Source organism: Vibrio sp. 1167, assembly GCF_033340375.1.
Taxonomy (GTDB): domain Bacteria; phylum Pseudomonadota; class Gammaproteobacteria; order Enterobacterales; family Vibrionaceae; genus Vibrio; species Vibrio alginolyticus.
In genome coordinates this window covers 375,211-390,306 of sequence record NZ_JAWOWK010000001.1, presented here as the reverse complement: position 1 = coordinate 390,306, position 15,096 = coordinate 375,211, and the positions used below count along the sequence as shown (strand labels likewise).

Sequence of the window (15,096 nt, the reverse complement as noted above, 5' to 3'; positions counted from 1 at the left end):
ATGACCCTGTTTTATGGGTGAAACGTCAGTAAAGTACTTACTTCACTTTCCACTCGATCTGTTCATTTGCTCGAATAGGCACAACGATATCATTGCCAAATGGCATCGTTTCTGGCACATCCCAAGCGGATTTTTCTAACGTTACTGTATCTGTGTTACGTGCAATGCCGTAAAAATCAGGACCGTTGAAGCTTGCGAAAGCTTCCAAGTTTTCCAACTTGCCTTCTTTTTCGAAGACTTCTGCATAAAGCTCTAGCGCAGCGTGTGCAGTGTAAGAACCAGCACAACCGCAAGCCGATTCTTTTGCCCCTTTCGCATGTGGCGCTGAGTCTGTACCTAGGAAAAACTTCTTGCTACCACTAGTTGCTGCTTCGATCAGCGCTTGCTGGTGGGTTCCGCGCTTAAGAATTGGCAAACAGTAGAAATGAGGTTTAATACCACCCACAAGCATGTGGTTACGGTTGAAAAGAAGGTGGTGGGCAGTGATGGTAGCCGCTACGTTGTCTGAGGCGTTGCTAACGAAGTTTGCTGCGTCGGCGGTGGTGATATGTTCTAGTACGATTTTAAGATTAGGGAAATCATTGACGATAGGAGCGAGGACGGTATCAAGGAATTCTTTTTCTCGGTCGAATATATCAACATCGTGATGTGTTACCTCCCCATGAACCAAAAGTAACATTCCTACTTCTTCCATTGCTTCTAAAACGTGATAAATGTTTTTCGCATTGGTCACACCGGAATCTGAGTTTGTTGTGGCGCCAGCAGGATAGAGCTTGGCAGCAACAATGTGTCCGGTTGCTTTAGCCTTACGTATTTCGTCTGGTGTCGTGTTATCTGTAAGGTAAAGCGCCATTAAAGGCTCAAACTGTTCGCCATGTTGCTCTTTGAGAATTCGGTCACGGTAGGCTAGGGCGAGCTCAGTTGTAGTAACAGGTGGGACGGTATTTGGCATAATCAGCGCACGGCCATTGTAGCGGCTGATGTCGCGAACGGTGTCTTTAAGAACTTCCCCATCGCGTAAGTGAACGTGCCAGTCGTCAGGACGAGTGATAGTCAGTGTTGTCATTAATTGCTCCCACCATTGAAAAGTTGTCTGATTGGAGCCTAAGCGCCGTATTTGCTTTTGAGCAAACGCTTGCGCTTAGGCGACAGGATGATAGAGGAATTGTCCTCATATTTCATCCCATTTTTCAATTTTATAAAGAGTGAGAGTGTAAGTGGTTACTTCATTGTTAACCAAAGCGCATGGATCGTACCTGGTAGAAAGAAGAAACACGTCAATATTAGATTAATCAAAAAGTCTTTATTTAGACCTTTCTCCATAAACACCGCGACAGGCGGAAGAAAGATACATAACAAAATCAGAACCAGTTTTCTTGTATCCATAATTAAGCTCCAAATCGATAAATGGGAGTAGTGATAACTTGGGTGAATTATGTGTGTCGTATCACACTTTATCAAACGGTATTTGGTCAGAACGGTGTTAAAAAACGCGAATATTGAGTGTAGTAAATACTTGTCACTAAAACCAAATTTATAAGAATATGGTTTCGAGAAAGTTGCGATGGATGAAGAGGCAGTAGACTCTGCAACTTAATGTGATTTGAGTATACAATACCGCAACAAATTAAAAACACCCGTAGGAAGAAGGCCATGTCGCAACCCGTTTTATCCCAAATTAATGTTTTTCCGGTTAAGTCAGTTGGCGGATTATCGCTGTCGTCCGTATGGGTTGAGAAGCAAGGATTGAGCTTCGATCGTCGCTTTATGATTGCGAAAGCTGATGGCTCGATGATCACTGCGCGAAAGTATCCGCAAATGGTAACCATTAAGTCTGCCTTATTGTCCGATGGAGTGGTGTTTAGTAGTTTGGGTATGGAGCCACTTAAAATCCGTTACCAAGATTTCAAAATGCAGGAGACACCTGCAACGGTTTGGAAAGATACATTTACTGCCTATACCACGACAGATGATGCAGATGACTGGTTTAGTCGTGTGTTGGGGCAACGCGTTGAGTTGTTGTTTAGTGGTGAGCAATCGAATCGTGTCCGTGAAAAGCTAGGTCAAAACGTCAGTTTTGCTGATGGTTATCCGGTTTTAGTGATCAGCCAAGCTTCACTTGATGAGCTGAACCGAAGAAGTTCAGAGCTACACTCAATGGATCAGTTTCGTACTAACTTAGTTGTCTCTGATACTAAGCCATTTGAAGAAGATTCATGGAAGCGCATACGAATCGGTGAGGTAGAGTTTGAGTCTCTCAAACCTTGCGAGCGCTGTATCCTGACTACGGTGAATACCCAAAGAGGCACATTCCGTGAGAGCAAAGAGCCGCTCAAAACCTTGCAACAGTTCCGTGCAAACGATGTCGGTGGTGTGTTCTTTGGCCAGAATCTTGTCGCGCGAAATGAAGGCATTATTCGTCAAGGCGATAAAGTTGAAGTATTGGAGTACAAAGAGCCGGAGTTTTACGCAGATAACTCGCCAGTGCGCATGAAGCTTACATGTGTTGAGCGTGAAGAAATTGCCCAAGACTTTGTGACCTTATGGTTAGAGCCAAACAAAGGTTCGTTGCCTAATTACTTGCCAGGACAACACCTGCCAATAGAGGTGAATATTGATGGTAAGAAAGTGGGTCGACGCTATACCTTATCATCCAGTCCTTCTCGCCCGGGTCGTTATGCTATTTCTGTAAAGCGTATCGCGGGTGGAAGAGTCTCTAACTCACTCTTAGACAACTTACAAGTCGGTGATGTTTTAGAGGCAGAACAACCTGACGGTCAGTTCCACCTTAAAACGCATGAAGCGCAGCCTCTGCTGTTACTCTCTGCGGGTAGCGGAGTAACACCAATGTTATCAATGGTGCGTTACTTAGCGGATCACAATCAGTTGGATAATGTGGTTTTCTACCATCAATGTCGCACCGAGAATGATATTCCTTGTCGCTCAGAGTTGGAGCAGTTAAAGCGTGAGCACCCAGGGCTAGAAGTAAAAATCTGTTTAACGCAACCTGCTGTTGATTGGTTTGGTTTGAAAGGGCGTTTAAGTTTGTCACACATTAAGCAAATCAAAGATGTTGAACAGCGGCAGGTGTTTGTGTGTGGCCCGGATGGCTTTATGGATAAAGCAAAAAGTCTTCTACTAAGAAAAGGGCTGCCAGAGGAAAACTACCATCAAGAAGCGTTTGGAGTTTCTTCTCTTACGTCAAAGCCAGAGAAAAGTCTCGCTATTGACTTTAATGGAGCTAAAGTCGTAGGCAACAACCAAAAAACGTTGTTAGATCAGCTCGAAGATGCTGGGAAGGCCATCAGCAATAGCTGTCGTGCTGGCTTATGCGGCGCGTGTAAAGTTCAGCTTACGTCGGGGCAAGTTCATCATCCGGACGTGCCCGCGCTGACTGATGAGGAACGTGCAATGGGAACCGTGTTGGCGTGTTGTGCTGTGCCAGAGACGGACGTAACAGTAACCAACTAGGCGAGAGCAATTTTGTCCTTCGACAAAAACTGTTCCTAGACAAAAAAAACGCTGCTATTTTTAGCAGCGTTTTGAGTTTTAAAGAGAGCTGAAAATATCGCTTAGTCGTAAATCGTCGGGATTGGCTGGCGTTTGTGCTGCGTTGCTTTGTAAATCGCTACCAGACGGTCACTCACTTGCTGTGGAACAGGTTTGCCCTCTAAGAAGTCGTCGATTTGCTCGTAAGTTAGGCGTAGGGCATCTTCGTCTGCTTTCTGTGGAGCAAGCTCTTCTAAGTCTGCCGTTGGCACTTTCTTCACTAGTTGCTCAGGTGCACCCAATGTAGCAGCCACTTCACGAACTTGGCGCTTACTTAATCCGAACAATGGTGCCATGTCACAAGCGCCATCACCAAATTTAGTGTAGAAACCAGTGATGTTTTCTGCTGAGTGATCAGTACCAAGAACAAGGCCGCCTACGTAGCCCGCGATCTCGTATTGAGCAACCATGCGAGCACGCGCTTTTACATTGCCTTTTACGAAGTCGACTTTTGCTGCATCAGTTGGTAGAAGGTCTGTGCCTTCTAATGCAACGTGAGAAGCCGAATGAAGCCCGTCAACACCTGCTTTGATGTTCACCGATACAGAATGGGTTGGCTGGATAAAAGACAGAGCGAGCTGAGCCTCATCTTCATCTTTTTGCTCCCCGTAAGGCAGGCGAACTGCGATAAATTGGTAGCTATTGTTGCCCGCTTCTTCGTTTAGTTGGTCTACAGCCAACTGAGCTAAACGACCACATGTCGTTGAGTCAACGCCACCGCTGATGCCAAGAACAAGAGACTTACAGCCCGCTTCTTGCAATTTACGCTTAATAAAAGCGACACGGCGTTCAATTTCAAAATGCGGATCAATTGAAGGGAGTACGCGCATTTCGTCACGGATGGATTGTTCCATTTAGGGTTCCTTTTCCTGCAAATATTTCAGACTCTAAAGCGCATTTGCTCAAATGGTCATAAACCATACAGTTGAGGCTCATTAAACGCGACTTTAGGGTCAAAAGCTGTAAAGATTAGTAGTATCATACCGAAATCATCAGATTAGAAAACTCTCTTCAACCAGGTAATCACCGGATATGAAAAAAATCGCCATTTTTGGTAGTGCATTTAACCCACCTAGTTTAGGGCATAAAAGTGTTATTGAGTCTTTGAGCCACTTTGATCTTGTGCTACTTGAGCCAAGCATTGCACACGCTTGGGGCAAGAACATGCTTGATTACCCAACTCGGTGCAAAATGGTTGACGCGTTCATCAAGGATATGGGGCTTTCTAATGTTCAGCGTTCTGATGCAGAGCAAGCTTTATACCAACCTGGACAAAGTGTGACGACCTATGCGTTGTTAGAAAAAATTCAAGAAATTTACCCAACTGCCGATATAACTTTTGTCATTGGTCCTGATAATTTCTTCAAATTTGCTAAATTTAGTAGAGCTGAAGAGATTACGGAACGTTGGACTGTTATGGCATGTCCTGAAAAAGTAAAAGTCAGAAGCACAGATATTCGCAAAGCATTGGCCGAGGGTGAAGAGATCGGCGCCTATACAACACCTTCCGTACGTGATTTATTACTTAGTAAAGGCTTATACAGAGAAACATTGTCTGGGAACTGAGAGGTCAGATTTTCATGGTCAGAGCAGTTTTATTTAGTGCATGTGCGCTGCTTGTGGTGACACAAGCTCATTCCGCGTGTAACTATTTTTCTGATCGTTCCGTGGTGTTTGAAGATAACACGCTTCCAATCTGTGAAGAAATTTTAGATTCCATCGGCGTGTTAAGTACTGAAGCATTGATTTGGTATGCAGCGGAAGCGAAGCTTGAAGGACCAACAGAAAACTATTGGGAGGAGTGGGCGATTAAGCCGGAAGACACCCCACTTCTAACTCAAAACTTAGAAAAGAATTACTTTGGTCTTGGTTTTTGGATGCCGGAAGAGCTTCGAGACGAAGAGAGTAAAATGGATACAGAAGAGTGGCTTCGTAGTCACGGGTTGATGTTCAGCGTTGGTTTTGGTGATAAATCCGACGGACAGCCAAGAATGCGGTTTGATTATCGTTGGCACGAATATTATGACGCTGACTGGATGATGCAGATAGAAGTACCTTTCTAGGCATCTCAAGCAAATGAAAAAAGGGCGTACATTATCAATGTACGCCCTTTTTGTTTTAATCTACTTTCTGTGTCCGTAATTCTACGTAATGCTGAACACGTAGCTTGTTGAAGAGCAGTTATAGCGCTTCTCCAAAGACTAAAAAGCAAAGCTGTTCATATTCTTCGGTGTTACCAGCAAAAAGAGAGTCAACAATTTGCTCTTCCTTCTTCCCAGACAGTTTCATTTTTCTTGCTTCACGTAGTGTTAGTACCAAGCAAAGCTCTTTAGAAATATTCATGTCACAGCCAGGAGTCCATTGATTGATGGTTCTCGTTAACGTTGAGTGCGCTAGTTTAGGAGACAGCGTCAATACTTCATGTCTTACTACTGTCAGTAGATCGGTTTGCAGATCCGAGCGTTCGGCAGTGGTTGCTAGCTTCTCGACGAGCGCTTTTAGTAGCGGTGAAGGCTTCACAAAGCCCGCCTGTTGTGAGAAGTCGTCATTTAAACGCACAGAAAAATCACAACGATATACACGAGAATTAGGTAAAAAGGTGAGGGAGCTCAAACATCCTTGAGGAATCCAAAAATATTGGCCTGGTTCAATGGCATACTCCTGCTTACCCAATTTAATGACGGCTAACCCTTCGATGACAGATAGTAGACTGTGCTTCAGTGCTTTTTTACGCGCAGCTACATCAAGAAAGGGGTATTTAGCGTCGTGAAATTCAATTGCGTAGTTCATTATGAGTACCAGTGTTTTTTGGCGCTAAGGGTAACGTTAAACCCATACGATTCCAACCTGCTGAGAGAATTTTTTAGCATGATAAATGGTGGCTTAACTGGTATGACCATGTTAAAAGTATGGGTTGAAATGCTGCTTGTCAGCAAAACTATGCGTAAAATGTGCCAGCTTTTTTTGATATGTAATGAACAATGACAGCCAATACCGATCCTTATATTGAAATTCGTCCTTACAACGACGAAGAAATTCCAGCAGCGCTGGATCGTCTAATTCAAGATGATGAATTTATCACTGCTATCCTAGAACATCGCTTTGCTAATAAAGCAGCATGGTTCAAAACGCTAATGAGCCCGATCCTGCGCATCTACCTGAAAGCTAAGTGGAGCAAGCTTGATTCTGTCGAAGCAATTCAGATTGAAGTGAAGAAGTATCTGAAAGATACATTGAATAAGACAACGGATGGCGTCACTTTTTCTGGTTTGGATAAGCTGGATAAAAACACGTCATACCTATTCGTTTCTAACCACCGTGATATTGCGATGGACCCTGCGCTCGTAAACTATGGCTTGTACCAAAGTGGGCACCGTACAGTTCGTATAGCGATTGGCGATAACCTGCTGAAGAAGCCATGTGCGACAGAATTGATGCGACTCAATAAGAGCTTCATCGTTAAGCGCTCTGCTAAAGCGCCTAGAGAAATGATGAAAGCATTGGGACAACTTTCAAGCTATATCAAACATTCGCTTGATACTGGCAATTCAATTTGGATTGCCCAAAAGGAAGGCCGTGCTAAAGATGGAAACGACTTTACTGATCCTGCGATTTTAAAAATGTTCCATGTTGAAGGTCGTAAACAAAAGATCAGCTTTGGTGAGTACACGCGTTCTCTGAAAATCGTTCCTGTCTCGATTGCCTATGAAAATGATCCATGTGACATTGCCAAAGCAAAAGAGCTGTACGAAAAAGCAGAAAATGGCCGCTATGAAAAAGGCGAATTTGAAGATATCGAAAGCATCATTCAAGGTATCGTTGGCTATAAAGGCCGTGTACATGTTGCGTTTGGTGATGTGATTGAGCAAGAGTTTGAAACGCCGGAATCTCTTGCTGGTGAAATCGACCGCCAAATTCACAACAACTACAAGTTGTACCCAATCAACTTGTTAGCTGCTGGGCATGAAGATTCGAGCATCATTACGGAAGCAGTTAAGCGTCATCTCGCGGATAAGTTGGATCAGCTACCTGAAGGCGCAAGACCTTATTTGGTGGCGAGCTATGCCAATCCTGTGAATAACCAAGAGTAACTTTCGTCACTGAACGCTGTTGATTCAGAATGCCTTAAAGCCTCGGTCTGCCGGGGCTTTTGTTTATCTGCTCTTTAAGGTGCGACGGCGCCACCAAGGGTTAAATTGCTAGGCCATTTGGTGATCCTGTTACCACCTAAATAGATATTCCCTTTCACCGTCATTGTGTCTGGAAATACTTTCAGCGCTGATCCTCCAATATAAAGATTACCATCAACCACCAATCCTTCAGGAAGTTCAGAAATGGGGGTGCGAATAACACTTAGATCACCTTTTACTCGAAGTTTAGCTGGAAGCGCTTTTAACGGTGTATCTGTCAGATTTAGGTAACCGCCTAGTTTGATGCCTTTAGGCCAGTTTTCGATCTTACTACCTAGTAGGTTTGCATAGCCTTTTATCTTTGTTCCTGAGCGAATAACTTTGAGTGCGCTGTTAGTTGCTTCCAGACTGCCTTCAACATCAAGCCCTTTAGGCAAGGTTTTGATAGGGGTTTGTGAGATGTTTAAGTTGCCCTTTACCACTAGGCCAGAGGGTAGTTGGGTGTAAGGCTTGTTTCTAAGATCAAGATTGCCGTAATTATCGATGTGACCAAACTTAGAATAGTAATCTAGCTCATATGCCAAAGGAGACGAGCAGAGTAGGATTGAAGTAAGGCATAGGGAAACAAAACGCATAGTCAAAGAGTTAGTTAAATACCGAGATCAACAGGTGCTTATCTTATACTTAAATAAACCTATTATGCATTTTTTGCTCACAGTTTTTGATTCATAACTTAAATATTCAAATTAGAGATACACGTTAAAAGTGTGCGCTTCTTTACTGAGCTAAGTAACTTCAAGCTTACTAAAATGAGATAAATTAAATGATTGAATGTGAAGCAGACCCAAGTGTAGAGGTGAGAAAAATATCAGTAGATATTTGAATAATATGAGATTCTTCCAAGAACTTCACAAGGGTCCTTGTTAGTATTATTGAGGTTTGAGGGAGATTTTCATGAAGTTAAAAAGTGTATCTATTTTTACCGCTGGTGTTTTTGCAGTACTGCTGTCGGGTTCCGTTTTTGCTAAATCATACAGTACACCAGAAAACAAAGCGCTAATAGTTGTTGACGGTAAGGTAGGTCAGCGTATCTGTTACTACGATGATAAAGCCTACACCACAGGGGCCGTGATTAATGTTGAAGGCGTATTACTGATGTGTACCGCTGAGAACGATTTTGAAACCAATGGCTCGTTAAAGTGGGTCGTGTTCAAAAAAGATAAATAAACGCGCCGAAGTTGTCTGTTTCATTTAGAGCGGTTTAAGATTAAGAGATTGGAAAAATAAAAAGCGAGCATCATGCTCGCTTTTTTCATTAACGCGCGAGTGAGCGAGTTTTTAATTCAAAGATAAGTTTTTCAGCACTTACTTCAAATTTGAATCGAGCCGTCGCTTGGTTCGATTCTTCGGTTATTTCTGAAACATTGTATTCAACATCAGCACATACTGATTTAGCGAGCTCGATGTATTTTTGTAGTTCAGACTCTAGCTCTGTTTTTGTCTGTGCGAAAACCGTTACGTCGGCAACTTCGTCACCTTCTTTGATGATAAAGCCTATCTCGCCAGCACAGCCGCAGGCCTCACATACTTGGTTTTTTTCTAATTCGACACTCATAACGAATCCTCTTGTAAATACTAAGGGTATTCTATCAGGTATTTGATCTGTATCTACAAAAATGACGACTTTTGCGTAAAAAAGGAACAGAATAGGCACTTGTTAAGTAAGGGTTAAAGATTGGATTACTAAATCATCAAGAACGTTAATGTGATATATATCAACATTTAAAATCAATTAACGAACATAGTGACGAGATTTTGCTCAGTCCAGTTGAACTAATGGTTAATTTATAAGACTATTTCTTGATTGATTATTTTTAATAATTATCATTCTTGGTCTTTGAATAGTTTCGATGAATAATTGGCGCAAGGTTTTGATGAGACTAACTTTTCGCCTTATTTTGAGTAGCATGTATTGACAAAAACATAACTGAAAATTACACATTACGCAGTGTAAAGACGTTATGGTTTGGAACTCGACATGATATTAAATAGTCGCAATACATATACCCAAAGCGCTTTCAAGTGCAGCGCTTAGCAACCTGATTTCTAGGTTTTCGCTAATCGAACCGCATCGGCGAGCCGGGTATAATGCTAAGAATGATTTCATTCTGGCCTCATTTAATAGTGAGTTAGATGGATTTACAAAGAGAAGAGCTTAAAATATGCCAAAGCGTAGTAAAGAAGATACCGAAATCACTATCCAAAAGATCATGGATGCCGTTATTGATCAGCTACTCAGATTAGGTTACGACAAAATGTCGTACACGACGCTAAGCCAGCAGACAGGTATATCGCGTACCGGTATTAGCCATCACTTCCCTAAGAAAACGGACTTCACCGCCGCACTGGATGGCCGTATCTTTAAAATGTTTATTGAACACTTAGAGTTTGATAAAGGATTAAATGCATTTTCACAAAGTTGGATTAAAGCGCTGGAAGATGCTGAGTTTCTCGCGATTTTACGACTGCTATTCCATCACATTGTCACCGCTGAAAATGCGCAAGAATTTGCTGCTAATGGTATTGACCGCTTATACAAAATGGTTGAAAGCCAGTTTGGTGCGGGTGGTGACAAAGAGCTTGAGTGGTTGATTGGTCGATCATTGATCCAAATGAGCAAGTAATAGCCTTTAAAGAACCAAATTCTGCCACTATCAAAGCAAAGGCCCGCAATTCTCATATTGCGGGCCTTTGTCGTATCAAAGTGTTTTAGAGACGGCTTAGAGGAGATACGCTTTATGCTGCGGCATGCACTTGAGGGAAGTCTAGCGTCGGATGTTTTGTCACAATAGATCGATAGCCATAAACTTGCTCAATGCGCTCTGACGTTAGTGCATTCCATGGCGTGTCATCACAAACTAGTTTCCCGTTATGCAAGAGTACAAGGCGGTCTGCGTACTGAGAAGCTAGATTCAAGTCATGTAACACCACAACCACCGCTGCGTTTTGTGCTTTTGCCGTTTCACGAGCAATCTTTAACGTGTTGTGTTGGTGGGCGAGATCCAACGCTGAGGTAGGTTCATCAAGCATTAAGATTCGTTTTTCGCCAGATTGATGTAGTTGTGTCATCACTCGTGCTAGATGCAGTCGTTGCTTTTCTCCACCAGATAAAGACGGGTACAGGCTTTCTGCTAAATGCAATACGTCGGTTTGTTCCATGTAATGTAAAGCCAGTTTAGTGGTTTCTTTATTGGACAGTGATAGCGGTATTGCCCCCAGCTCTACTACTTCTCTGGCTAGAAATGGGAAGGTTAAGGTGCTGTGCTGCGGGAGCATTGCAATATGTTTGGCGCTTTTTTCAGGCTCCCAATCATGCTTTTGTTTACCGAAGTAGGTGATGTGATGATTCGAAGAGATCTCACCGCATAGAAGCTTGAGCAAAGTACTTTTACCTGCGCCATTGGGGCCGAGTAGGGCGGTCACTTCACCAGCTCGGATATCAATGTTGATGTCATCGAGCACCACACGGTTGCCATACGTCATCGAAATGTTTTTCCCCGATAAAACGATCTGGTTCATTACAAAATCTTCCCTTTTTGCTGGAACAATAAGTAGATGAAAAAGGGCGCGCCAATCAATGCGGTCACGATTCCAACTGGTAATTCAGCTGGTGCCACGGCAACACGAGCAAACATATCTGCGGCAGTAAGAAGCAGTGCTCCCATTAAGGCAGATATTGGTAATAGCGTTCGATGGTCAGGCCCAGCGAGCATGCGCCCTAAGTGAGGAATCACGAGCCCAATAAAGCCAATTGCACCACTGATGCTCACCGTAATACCAACACCCAGTGCAGAAAGTAAAATAAGCTGACGTTTGAGTTTTTGAACCGGAACTCCTAAGTGTCTTGCTTCTGATTCCCCTAACAACAGAGCATTCAGCGCCATCGACTTCTTCTGAAACCAGAGCAATAGGATGACGAGTGTTACAGCAGATAGAGCAATCCCTGACCAATTTGCACCAGCTAATGAGCCCATCGACCAAAGCGTCAAGTCTCGCAGCATCTGATCATCTGCGATAAAGTTCATGTAGCCAATCGCAGCACCCGAGAGCGCGCTGATGGCAACGCCGGCTAACAACATAATTGTAACTGAGGTACCAAACTTACTTGTGCCGAGTTTATAAACGAGAATAGTCGTTAGTGCACCGCCAATGAAAGCAAAAAGAGGCAGAGCCGCTAAGTTCATTAGTTGCGGATAGTTTTGGCTAAATTCAGCAAATACAACAATAGCGAATGCACCACCAAGAGCAGCGCCAGCAGACACACCAATGATACCAGGCTCGGCTAATGGGTTACGGAACAAGCCCTGCATAACCACACCACAAATTGCTAAAATGGCGCCGATGAACATACACAAAATGGTGCGAGGCAATCGGATTTCGTTAATGACCAACTGAATGTGAGGAGCGAGATCAGAACTGCCTCCCGTTAGGCTACGCAAACTGTCAGCAAAGCTAATGTTCATTGGGCCAACGGTAATAGAGGCGATAGCAATAAATGCTAAAAATCCACTAAGCACTGATAACGTCGTTGAAAGGGGGATGCGTCTTAACAACATGTCATGTCTCTATGGGTAAAGCAGTGCATTCAAGCGTTTAGCTTCTGCAAGGCTTTTAAGGCCCAAACCACCTACCAGAGCATGGCCATCAATCGTTATGATGTCTTTGTTCTTTCCAGCGGGTGTTGCAGCAAGAAGCGGCATTGCTTTTAAAATTGCATCGGCACCACCCAACGTTTCATAGCTGCGACCACTAACAAGAATCACGTCAGGCTGCATCTCTACCATCGCTTCTGTGGATAGAGGCTTGTAAGACGAGAGTTGTGTAGCGGCTGGGTTTTGTCCGCCGGCGAGTTGAATAATTGCATCGGGTGTCGTTTGTGAGCCCGCAACATTTGCAGGTCGCCCTTCATGGATCAGCAGAAAGAGCACTTTCTTTTTCTTCGCTTGATCAGGTTGGTTTGCATTGAGTGCTTGTACTTGCGCCTGGACATCTTGCTTTAAGCTTTCAGCTTGAGCTTTGCGATCCATAAGGTTCGCAATTTGATCAATACGTTGATAAAGGCCCTCGACATTTGCATCAGTATTAACGATTTCTACATCTACGCCAGCCGATTTCAATTGGCTCAATGTTGTTTTCGGCCCCATCTCATCAGAACCAATGACTTTTGTCGGACGTAAGGCGAGCAACCCCTCCGCTGAAAGACGACGATGGTAGCCCACTTTAGGCAGTTCCATTCCTTTTGGTAATTGACTGGTGACGTCGATAGCAACCAAGCTATCTTTAGCGTCGAGTTCAAGCAAGAGTTCAGTGACGGCGCTGCCTGCGCTAACAACGCGCTCTGAGGATGGCGTTTCATTGGCAAAAAGTTGACTACTCGCAAGTAGGGAAATAGCTGCCGTGACAACAGCATGAATAGTGATGCGTGTGTTCTTCATTTTGAAAGGATCTCTATCTTACTTATTTTTATGATGGCTCTTCAGTGAGTAACTGAGTTGCTTGAATTCCGTTTTCTTGTAAAAAGCCGAGAAGTTGTACTAGCGACTGAATATTCGCGGTTTTTTCTGCTCCAATTACAATCGGTTTATCGCTTGACTTACTCTCTTCTAACAGCGCGAGGGTAAAGTTGTCCCAATCGATATATGTCTTGCCGTTAATAGCCCAGTAAGGCTCGTCTTTAAGAATATTTACCGTGATGGATTGCTTATCGACATCTGCAACAGCCTGAGATTCTGTGCTCGGTAAATTGACGTCTAATGAATCGAGTTTGACCGCTGCGGTTAACATCAGGAAAACCATGACGATAAAAATAATGTCTAACAGCGGTGTTAAATCGGGGGTTAAACCGTTACGACTATTTTCTTGTGGTGTTTTAATCATTGAGTTGCAGCCTCAATCTTTTCAGAAGAGCGCAGTGTTACTTTTGAGTGGTCTGGCGAGACATGCTGTAACGAGATACCTTCAAGCCATAAGTTGACGTAGTTTAAAGTGTGCTCAAGCTTGGCGATTACACGATCCGCCCACAAACCAATGATCTGCGCTCCTGAAATGGCAGGAAGTGCGATAATGAGACCCGCGGCAGTGGTGCGCATAGCAAGACCTAGGCCGTCAGCCAAATCATTCGGAGTGATATTCCCCGTTGAAACCGCGATGCCTTTAAACATGTCAATTAAGCCAAGTACCGTACCAAGCAAGCCAATTAAAGGACTGATGACACCAATCAGCGTCAGCAAACGAAGGCCGGAATGCAGCTGATGGCGTTTTTCTTGCAGCCAAATACCTGCGGCATCTTCTCTTAAAGATTTCGAGAAAGAATGATGAGCAAGCAACATCGCAACACCACGGTACAGAAGCGGCCGCTTATTCGACAACTCTTCAGCAAGTGCTTCAAGCTCGCTCCCATTTGTTGGGTCTAATCCTGTGAGCTTTTGGCGAATGGCTCGCTTTCCTACACCAAGGCTAATTAACACATGGAATAATCGCTCGGCGATGATCATCACCGTTAGAGCTGAGCAAATGATCAAAGGCCATGTCATCAGCCCAAATTGAGTTTGTAATTCTTGTAGTTGTTCCATTATCCATCCAACTTAAAACGAACAGGTACTTGTACTCGGTGAGCGACTTTTAGCCCACCTGAAATATGTGGTGTAAATTGCCACTGTTTGATCGCACGAAGTGCTGAGGCATCTAGCGACTCTGTGCCGGAAGACTCAATCAAAACCTGTTTAATCTGGTGACCATTCTCATCTAGCCATATCTCATACAAGGCTACACCCTCAATACCGCGTCTCTGTGCAGATCTTGGGTAACGGGGTTGTGTTGGTTGACTCACAAACGTTGGTTTGTCGACCAAGACAGGCTGAGACGTTGCCCCTTTGGATTGGCTCGCAGGTGCGGATTGTTGAGCTACCGTCTCTTTCTTCACTGGTTCCGTTTTTTTCTTTGGTTTCGCTTCGGGCTGAACCTTTTGCTTTGTTAGGGTTTTGGTGGGCTCGACCGCTTTAGGTTTAGATTGTTTAACCGGTTCAGGTTTTTTCTCTACTACCTTCTTCTTAACAGCGTCTTTCTTGACGACCTGTTTTTTTACAATCTTCTTTTCTGGTTCAGGTTGGTCTTGAGGCTGCTGCTCTTTTGGTGGCGCTACATTTTCTGGTGTAGATTTTTCGACAGCGGGAGGAGCAGACACAAGATTTAGACTTACCGAACTTGCTGGGTTTCCAGCCGGCATCGCGAACACCTTTGTCTCTTGAGAAACAAAAAGAAGTGCGGCATGGATGGCAAGGGAAGCACCTCCTGCAATGACATATCTTTGTACGTTCACGGAATATCTCGGGAAACTATGAAAACTTGGGCAGATTAT

The 15,096-nt window shown here is 43.8% G+C and carries 18 protein-coding genes; 6 read left to right on the top strand and 12 right to left on the bottom strand.

All coding sequences use genetic code 11. The features are described 5' to 3' along the window. Nucleotides 1–37: 37 nt before the first annotated feature. Nucleotides 38–1,066, bottom strand: a complete 1,029-nt coding sequence (gene pyrC, locus R7Z78_RS01725) for a dihydroorotase (protein ID WP_104976464.1) — start codon at nucleotides 1,064–1,066, stop codon at nucleotides 38–40. Nucleotides 1,067–1,221: 155 nt separating this feature from the next. Continuing rightward, nucleotides 1,222–1,386, bottom strand: a complete 165-nt coding sequence (locus tag R7Z78_RS01720) for a YqaE/Pmp3 family membrane protein (RefSeq protein ID WP_005375297.1) — start codon at nucleotides 1,384–1,386, stop codon at nucleotides 1,222–1,224. 267 nt (nucleotides 1,387–1,653) lie between these two features. Here R7Z78_RS01720 and R7Z78_RS01715 point away from each other — a divergent pair, with 267 nt between their 5' ends. Further along, nucleotides 1,654–3,471, top strand: a complete 1,818-nt coding sequence (locus R7Z78_RS01715; protein WP_104976465.1) for a hybrid-cluster NAD(P)-dependent oxidoreductase — start codon at nucleotides 1,654–1,656, stop codon at nucleotides 3,469–3,471. 101 nt (nucleotides 3,472–3,572) lie between these two features. On the opposite strand, the gene nadE is transcribed toward R7Z78_RS01715, so the two are convergent. Beyond that, nucleotides 3,573–4,403 (bottom strand): ammonia-dependent NAD(+) synthetase, encoded by an 831-nt coding sequence (gene nadE, locus R7Z78_RS01710; protein WP_005385021.1) that lies wholly within the window; start codon nucleotides 4,401–4,403, stop codon nucleotides 3,573–3,575. A gap of 178 nt (nucleotides 4,404–4,581) precedes the next feature. Between nadE and R7Z78_RS01705 the strand changes: the two genes are divergently transcribed. Beyond that, on the top strand, nucleotides 4,582–5,115 hold the full coding sequence (locus tag R7Z78_RS01705; RefSeq protein ID WP_005375300.1) for a nicotinate-nicotinamide nucleotide adenylyltransferase: 534 nt from the start codon (nucleotides 4,582–4,584) through the stop codon (nucleotides 5,113–5,115). Nucleotides 5,116–5,129: 14 nt separating this feature from the next. Next, on the top strand, nucleotides 5,130–5,612 hold the full coding sequence (locus tag R7Z78_RS01700) for a hypothetical protein (RefSeq protein WP_104976466.1): 483 nt from the start codon (nucleotides 5,130–5,132) through the stop codon (nucleotides 5,610–5,612). Between the two features lie 118 nt (nucleotides 5,613–5,730). Here R7Z78_RS01700 and R7Z78_RS01695 read toward each other — a convergent pair whose 3' ends face one another. Further along, a complete protein-coding gene (locus R7Z78_RS01695; protein ID WP_005375302.1) occupies nucleotides 5,731–6,339 on the bottom strand; it encodes a hypothetical protein in 609 nt (202 codons plus the stop codon). Between the two features lie 191 nt (nucleotides 6,340–6,530). On the opposite strand from R7Z78_RS01695, the gene R7Z78_RS01690 reads away from it, so the two are divergent. Beyond that, nucleotides 6,531–7,640 (top strand): 1-acyl-sn-glycerol-3-phosphate acyltransferase, encoded by a 1,110-nt coding sequence (locus R7Z78_RS01690; RefSeq protein WP_005385027.1) that lies wholly within the window; start codon nucleotides 6,531–6,533, stop codon nucleotides 7,638–7,640. A 74-nt stretch (nucleotides 7,641–7,714) separates the two neighbouring features. Here R7Z78_RS01690 and R7Z78_RS01685 read toward each other — a convergent pair whose 3' ends face one another. Beyond that, nucleotides 7,715–8,314, bottom strand: coding sequence for a hypothetical protein (locus tag R7Z78_RS01685; RefSeq protein ID WP_017821237.1), 600 nt, complete (start codon nucleotides 8,312–8,314; stop codon nucleotides 7,715–7,717). A gap of 319 nt (nucleotides 8,315–8,633) precedes the next feature. On the opposite strand from R7Z78_RS01685, the gene R7Z78_RS01680 reads away from it, so the two are divergent. Beyond that, nucleotides 8,634–8,906: a YnjH family protein gene (locus R7Z78_RS01680; protein ID WP_104976467.1), complete on the top strand. Its 273-nt coding sequence runs from the start codon at nucleotides 8,634–8,636 to the stop codon at nucleotides 8,904–8,906. 88 nt (nucleotides 8,907–8,994) lie between these two features. Here R7Z78_RS01680 and R7Z78_RS01675 read toward each other — a convergent pair whose 3' ends face one another. Beyond that, nucleotides 8,995–9,294 carry a YfcZ/YiiS family protein gene (locus R7Z78_RS01675; protein WP_005375307.1) on the bottom strand — a complete coding sequence of 100 codons (300 nt, stop codon included), beginning with the start codon at nucleotides 9,292–9,294 and terminating at the stop codon, nucleotides 8,995–8,997. 607 nt (nucleotides 9,295–9,901) lie between these two features. Between R7Z78_RS01675 and R7Z78_RS01670 the strand changes: the two genes are divergently transcribed. Further along, nucleotides 9,902–10,363, top strand: coding sequence for a TetR/AcrR family transcriptional regulator (locus tag R7Z78_RS01670; protein WP_005385033.1), 462 nt, complete (start codon nucleotides 9,902–9,904; stop codon nucleotides 10,361–10,363). Between the two features lie 112 nt (nucleotides 10,364–10,475). Here R7Z78_RS01670 and R7Z78_RS01665 read toward each other — a convergent pair whose 3' ends face one another. Genes R7Z78_RS01665 through R7Z78_RS01640 form a run of 6 tightly spaced genes read right to left on the bottom strand, consistent with a single transcriptional unit; the run spans nucleotide 10,476 to nucleotide 15,057 of the window. After that, the gene (locus R7Z78_RS01665; RefSeq protein ID WP_005385036.1) at nucleotides 10,476–11,258 is read right to left on the bottom strand and encodes a heme ABC transporter ATP-binding protein; all 783 of its coding nucleotides are present in this window, start codon (nucleotides 11,256–11,258) and stop codon (nucleotides 10,476–10,478) included. After that, nucleotides 11,258–12,295 (bottom strand): FecCD family ABC transporter permease, encoded by a 1,038-nt coding sequence (locus tag R7Z78_RS01660; protein ID WP_054578656.1) that lies wholly within the window; start codon nucleotides 12,293–12,295, stop codon nucleotides 11,258–11,260. The genes R7Z78_RS01665 and R7Z78_RS01660 overlap by 1 nt, the downstream gene beginning before the upstream one ends. A 9-nt stretch (nucleotides 12,296–12,304) precedes the next feature. Continuing rightward, the gene (locus R7Z78_RS01655; RefSeq protein ID WP_005375320.1) at nucleotides 12,305–13,174 is read right to left on the bottom strand and encodes a heme/hemin ABC transporter substrate-binding protein; all 870 of its coding nucleotides are present in this window, start codon (nucleotides 13,172–13,174) and stop codon (nucleotides 12,305–12,307) included. A gap of 28 nt (nucleotides 13,175–13,202) precedes the next feature. Next, nucleotides 13,203–13,616: an ExbD/TolR family protein gene (locus R7Z78_RS01650; RefSeq protein ID WP_005375322.1), complete on the bottom strand. Its 414-nt coding sequence runs from the start codon at nucleotides 13,614–13,616 to the stop codon at nucleotides 13,203–13,205. Then, nucleotides 13,613–14,311: a MotA/TolQ/ExbB proton channel family protein gene (locus tag R7Z78_RS01645; protein WP_005385044.1), complete on the bottom strand. Its 699-nt coding sequence runs from the start codon at nucleotides 14,309–14,311 to the stop codon at nucleotides 13,613–13,615. The genes R7Z78_RS01650 and R7Z78_RS01645 overlap by 4 nt, the downstream gene beginning before the upstream one ends. Beyond that, nucleotides 14,311–15,057, bottom strand: a complete 747-nt coding sequence (locus R7Z78_RS01640) for an energy transducer TonB (RefSeq protein ID WP_104976468.1) — start codon at nucleotides 15,055–15,057, stop codon at nucleotides 14,311–14,313. Before R7Z78_RS01640 ends, R7Z78_RS01645 begins: the two co-directional genes overlap by 1 nt. Nucleotides 15,058–15,096 lie beyond the last annotated feature (39 nt).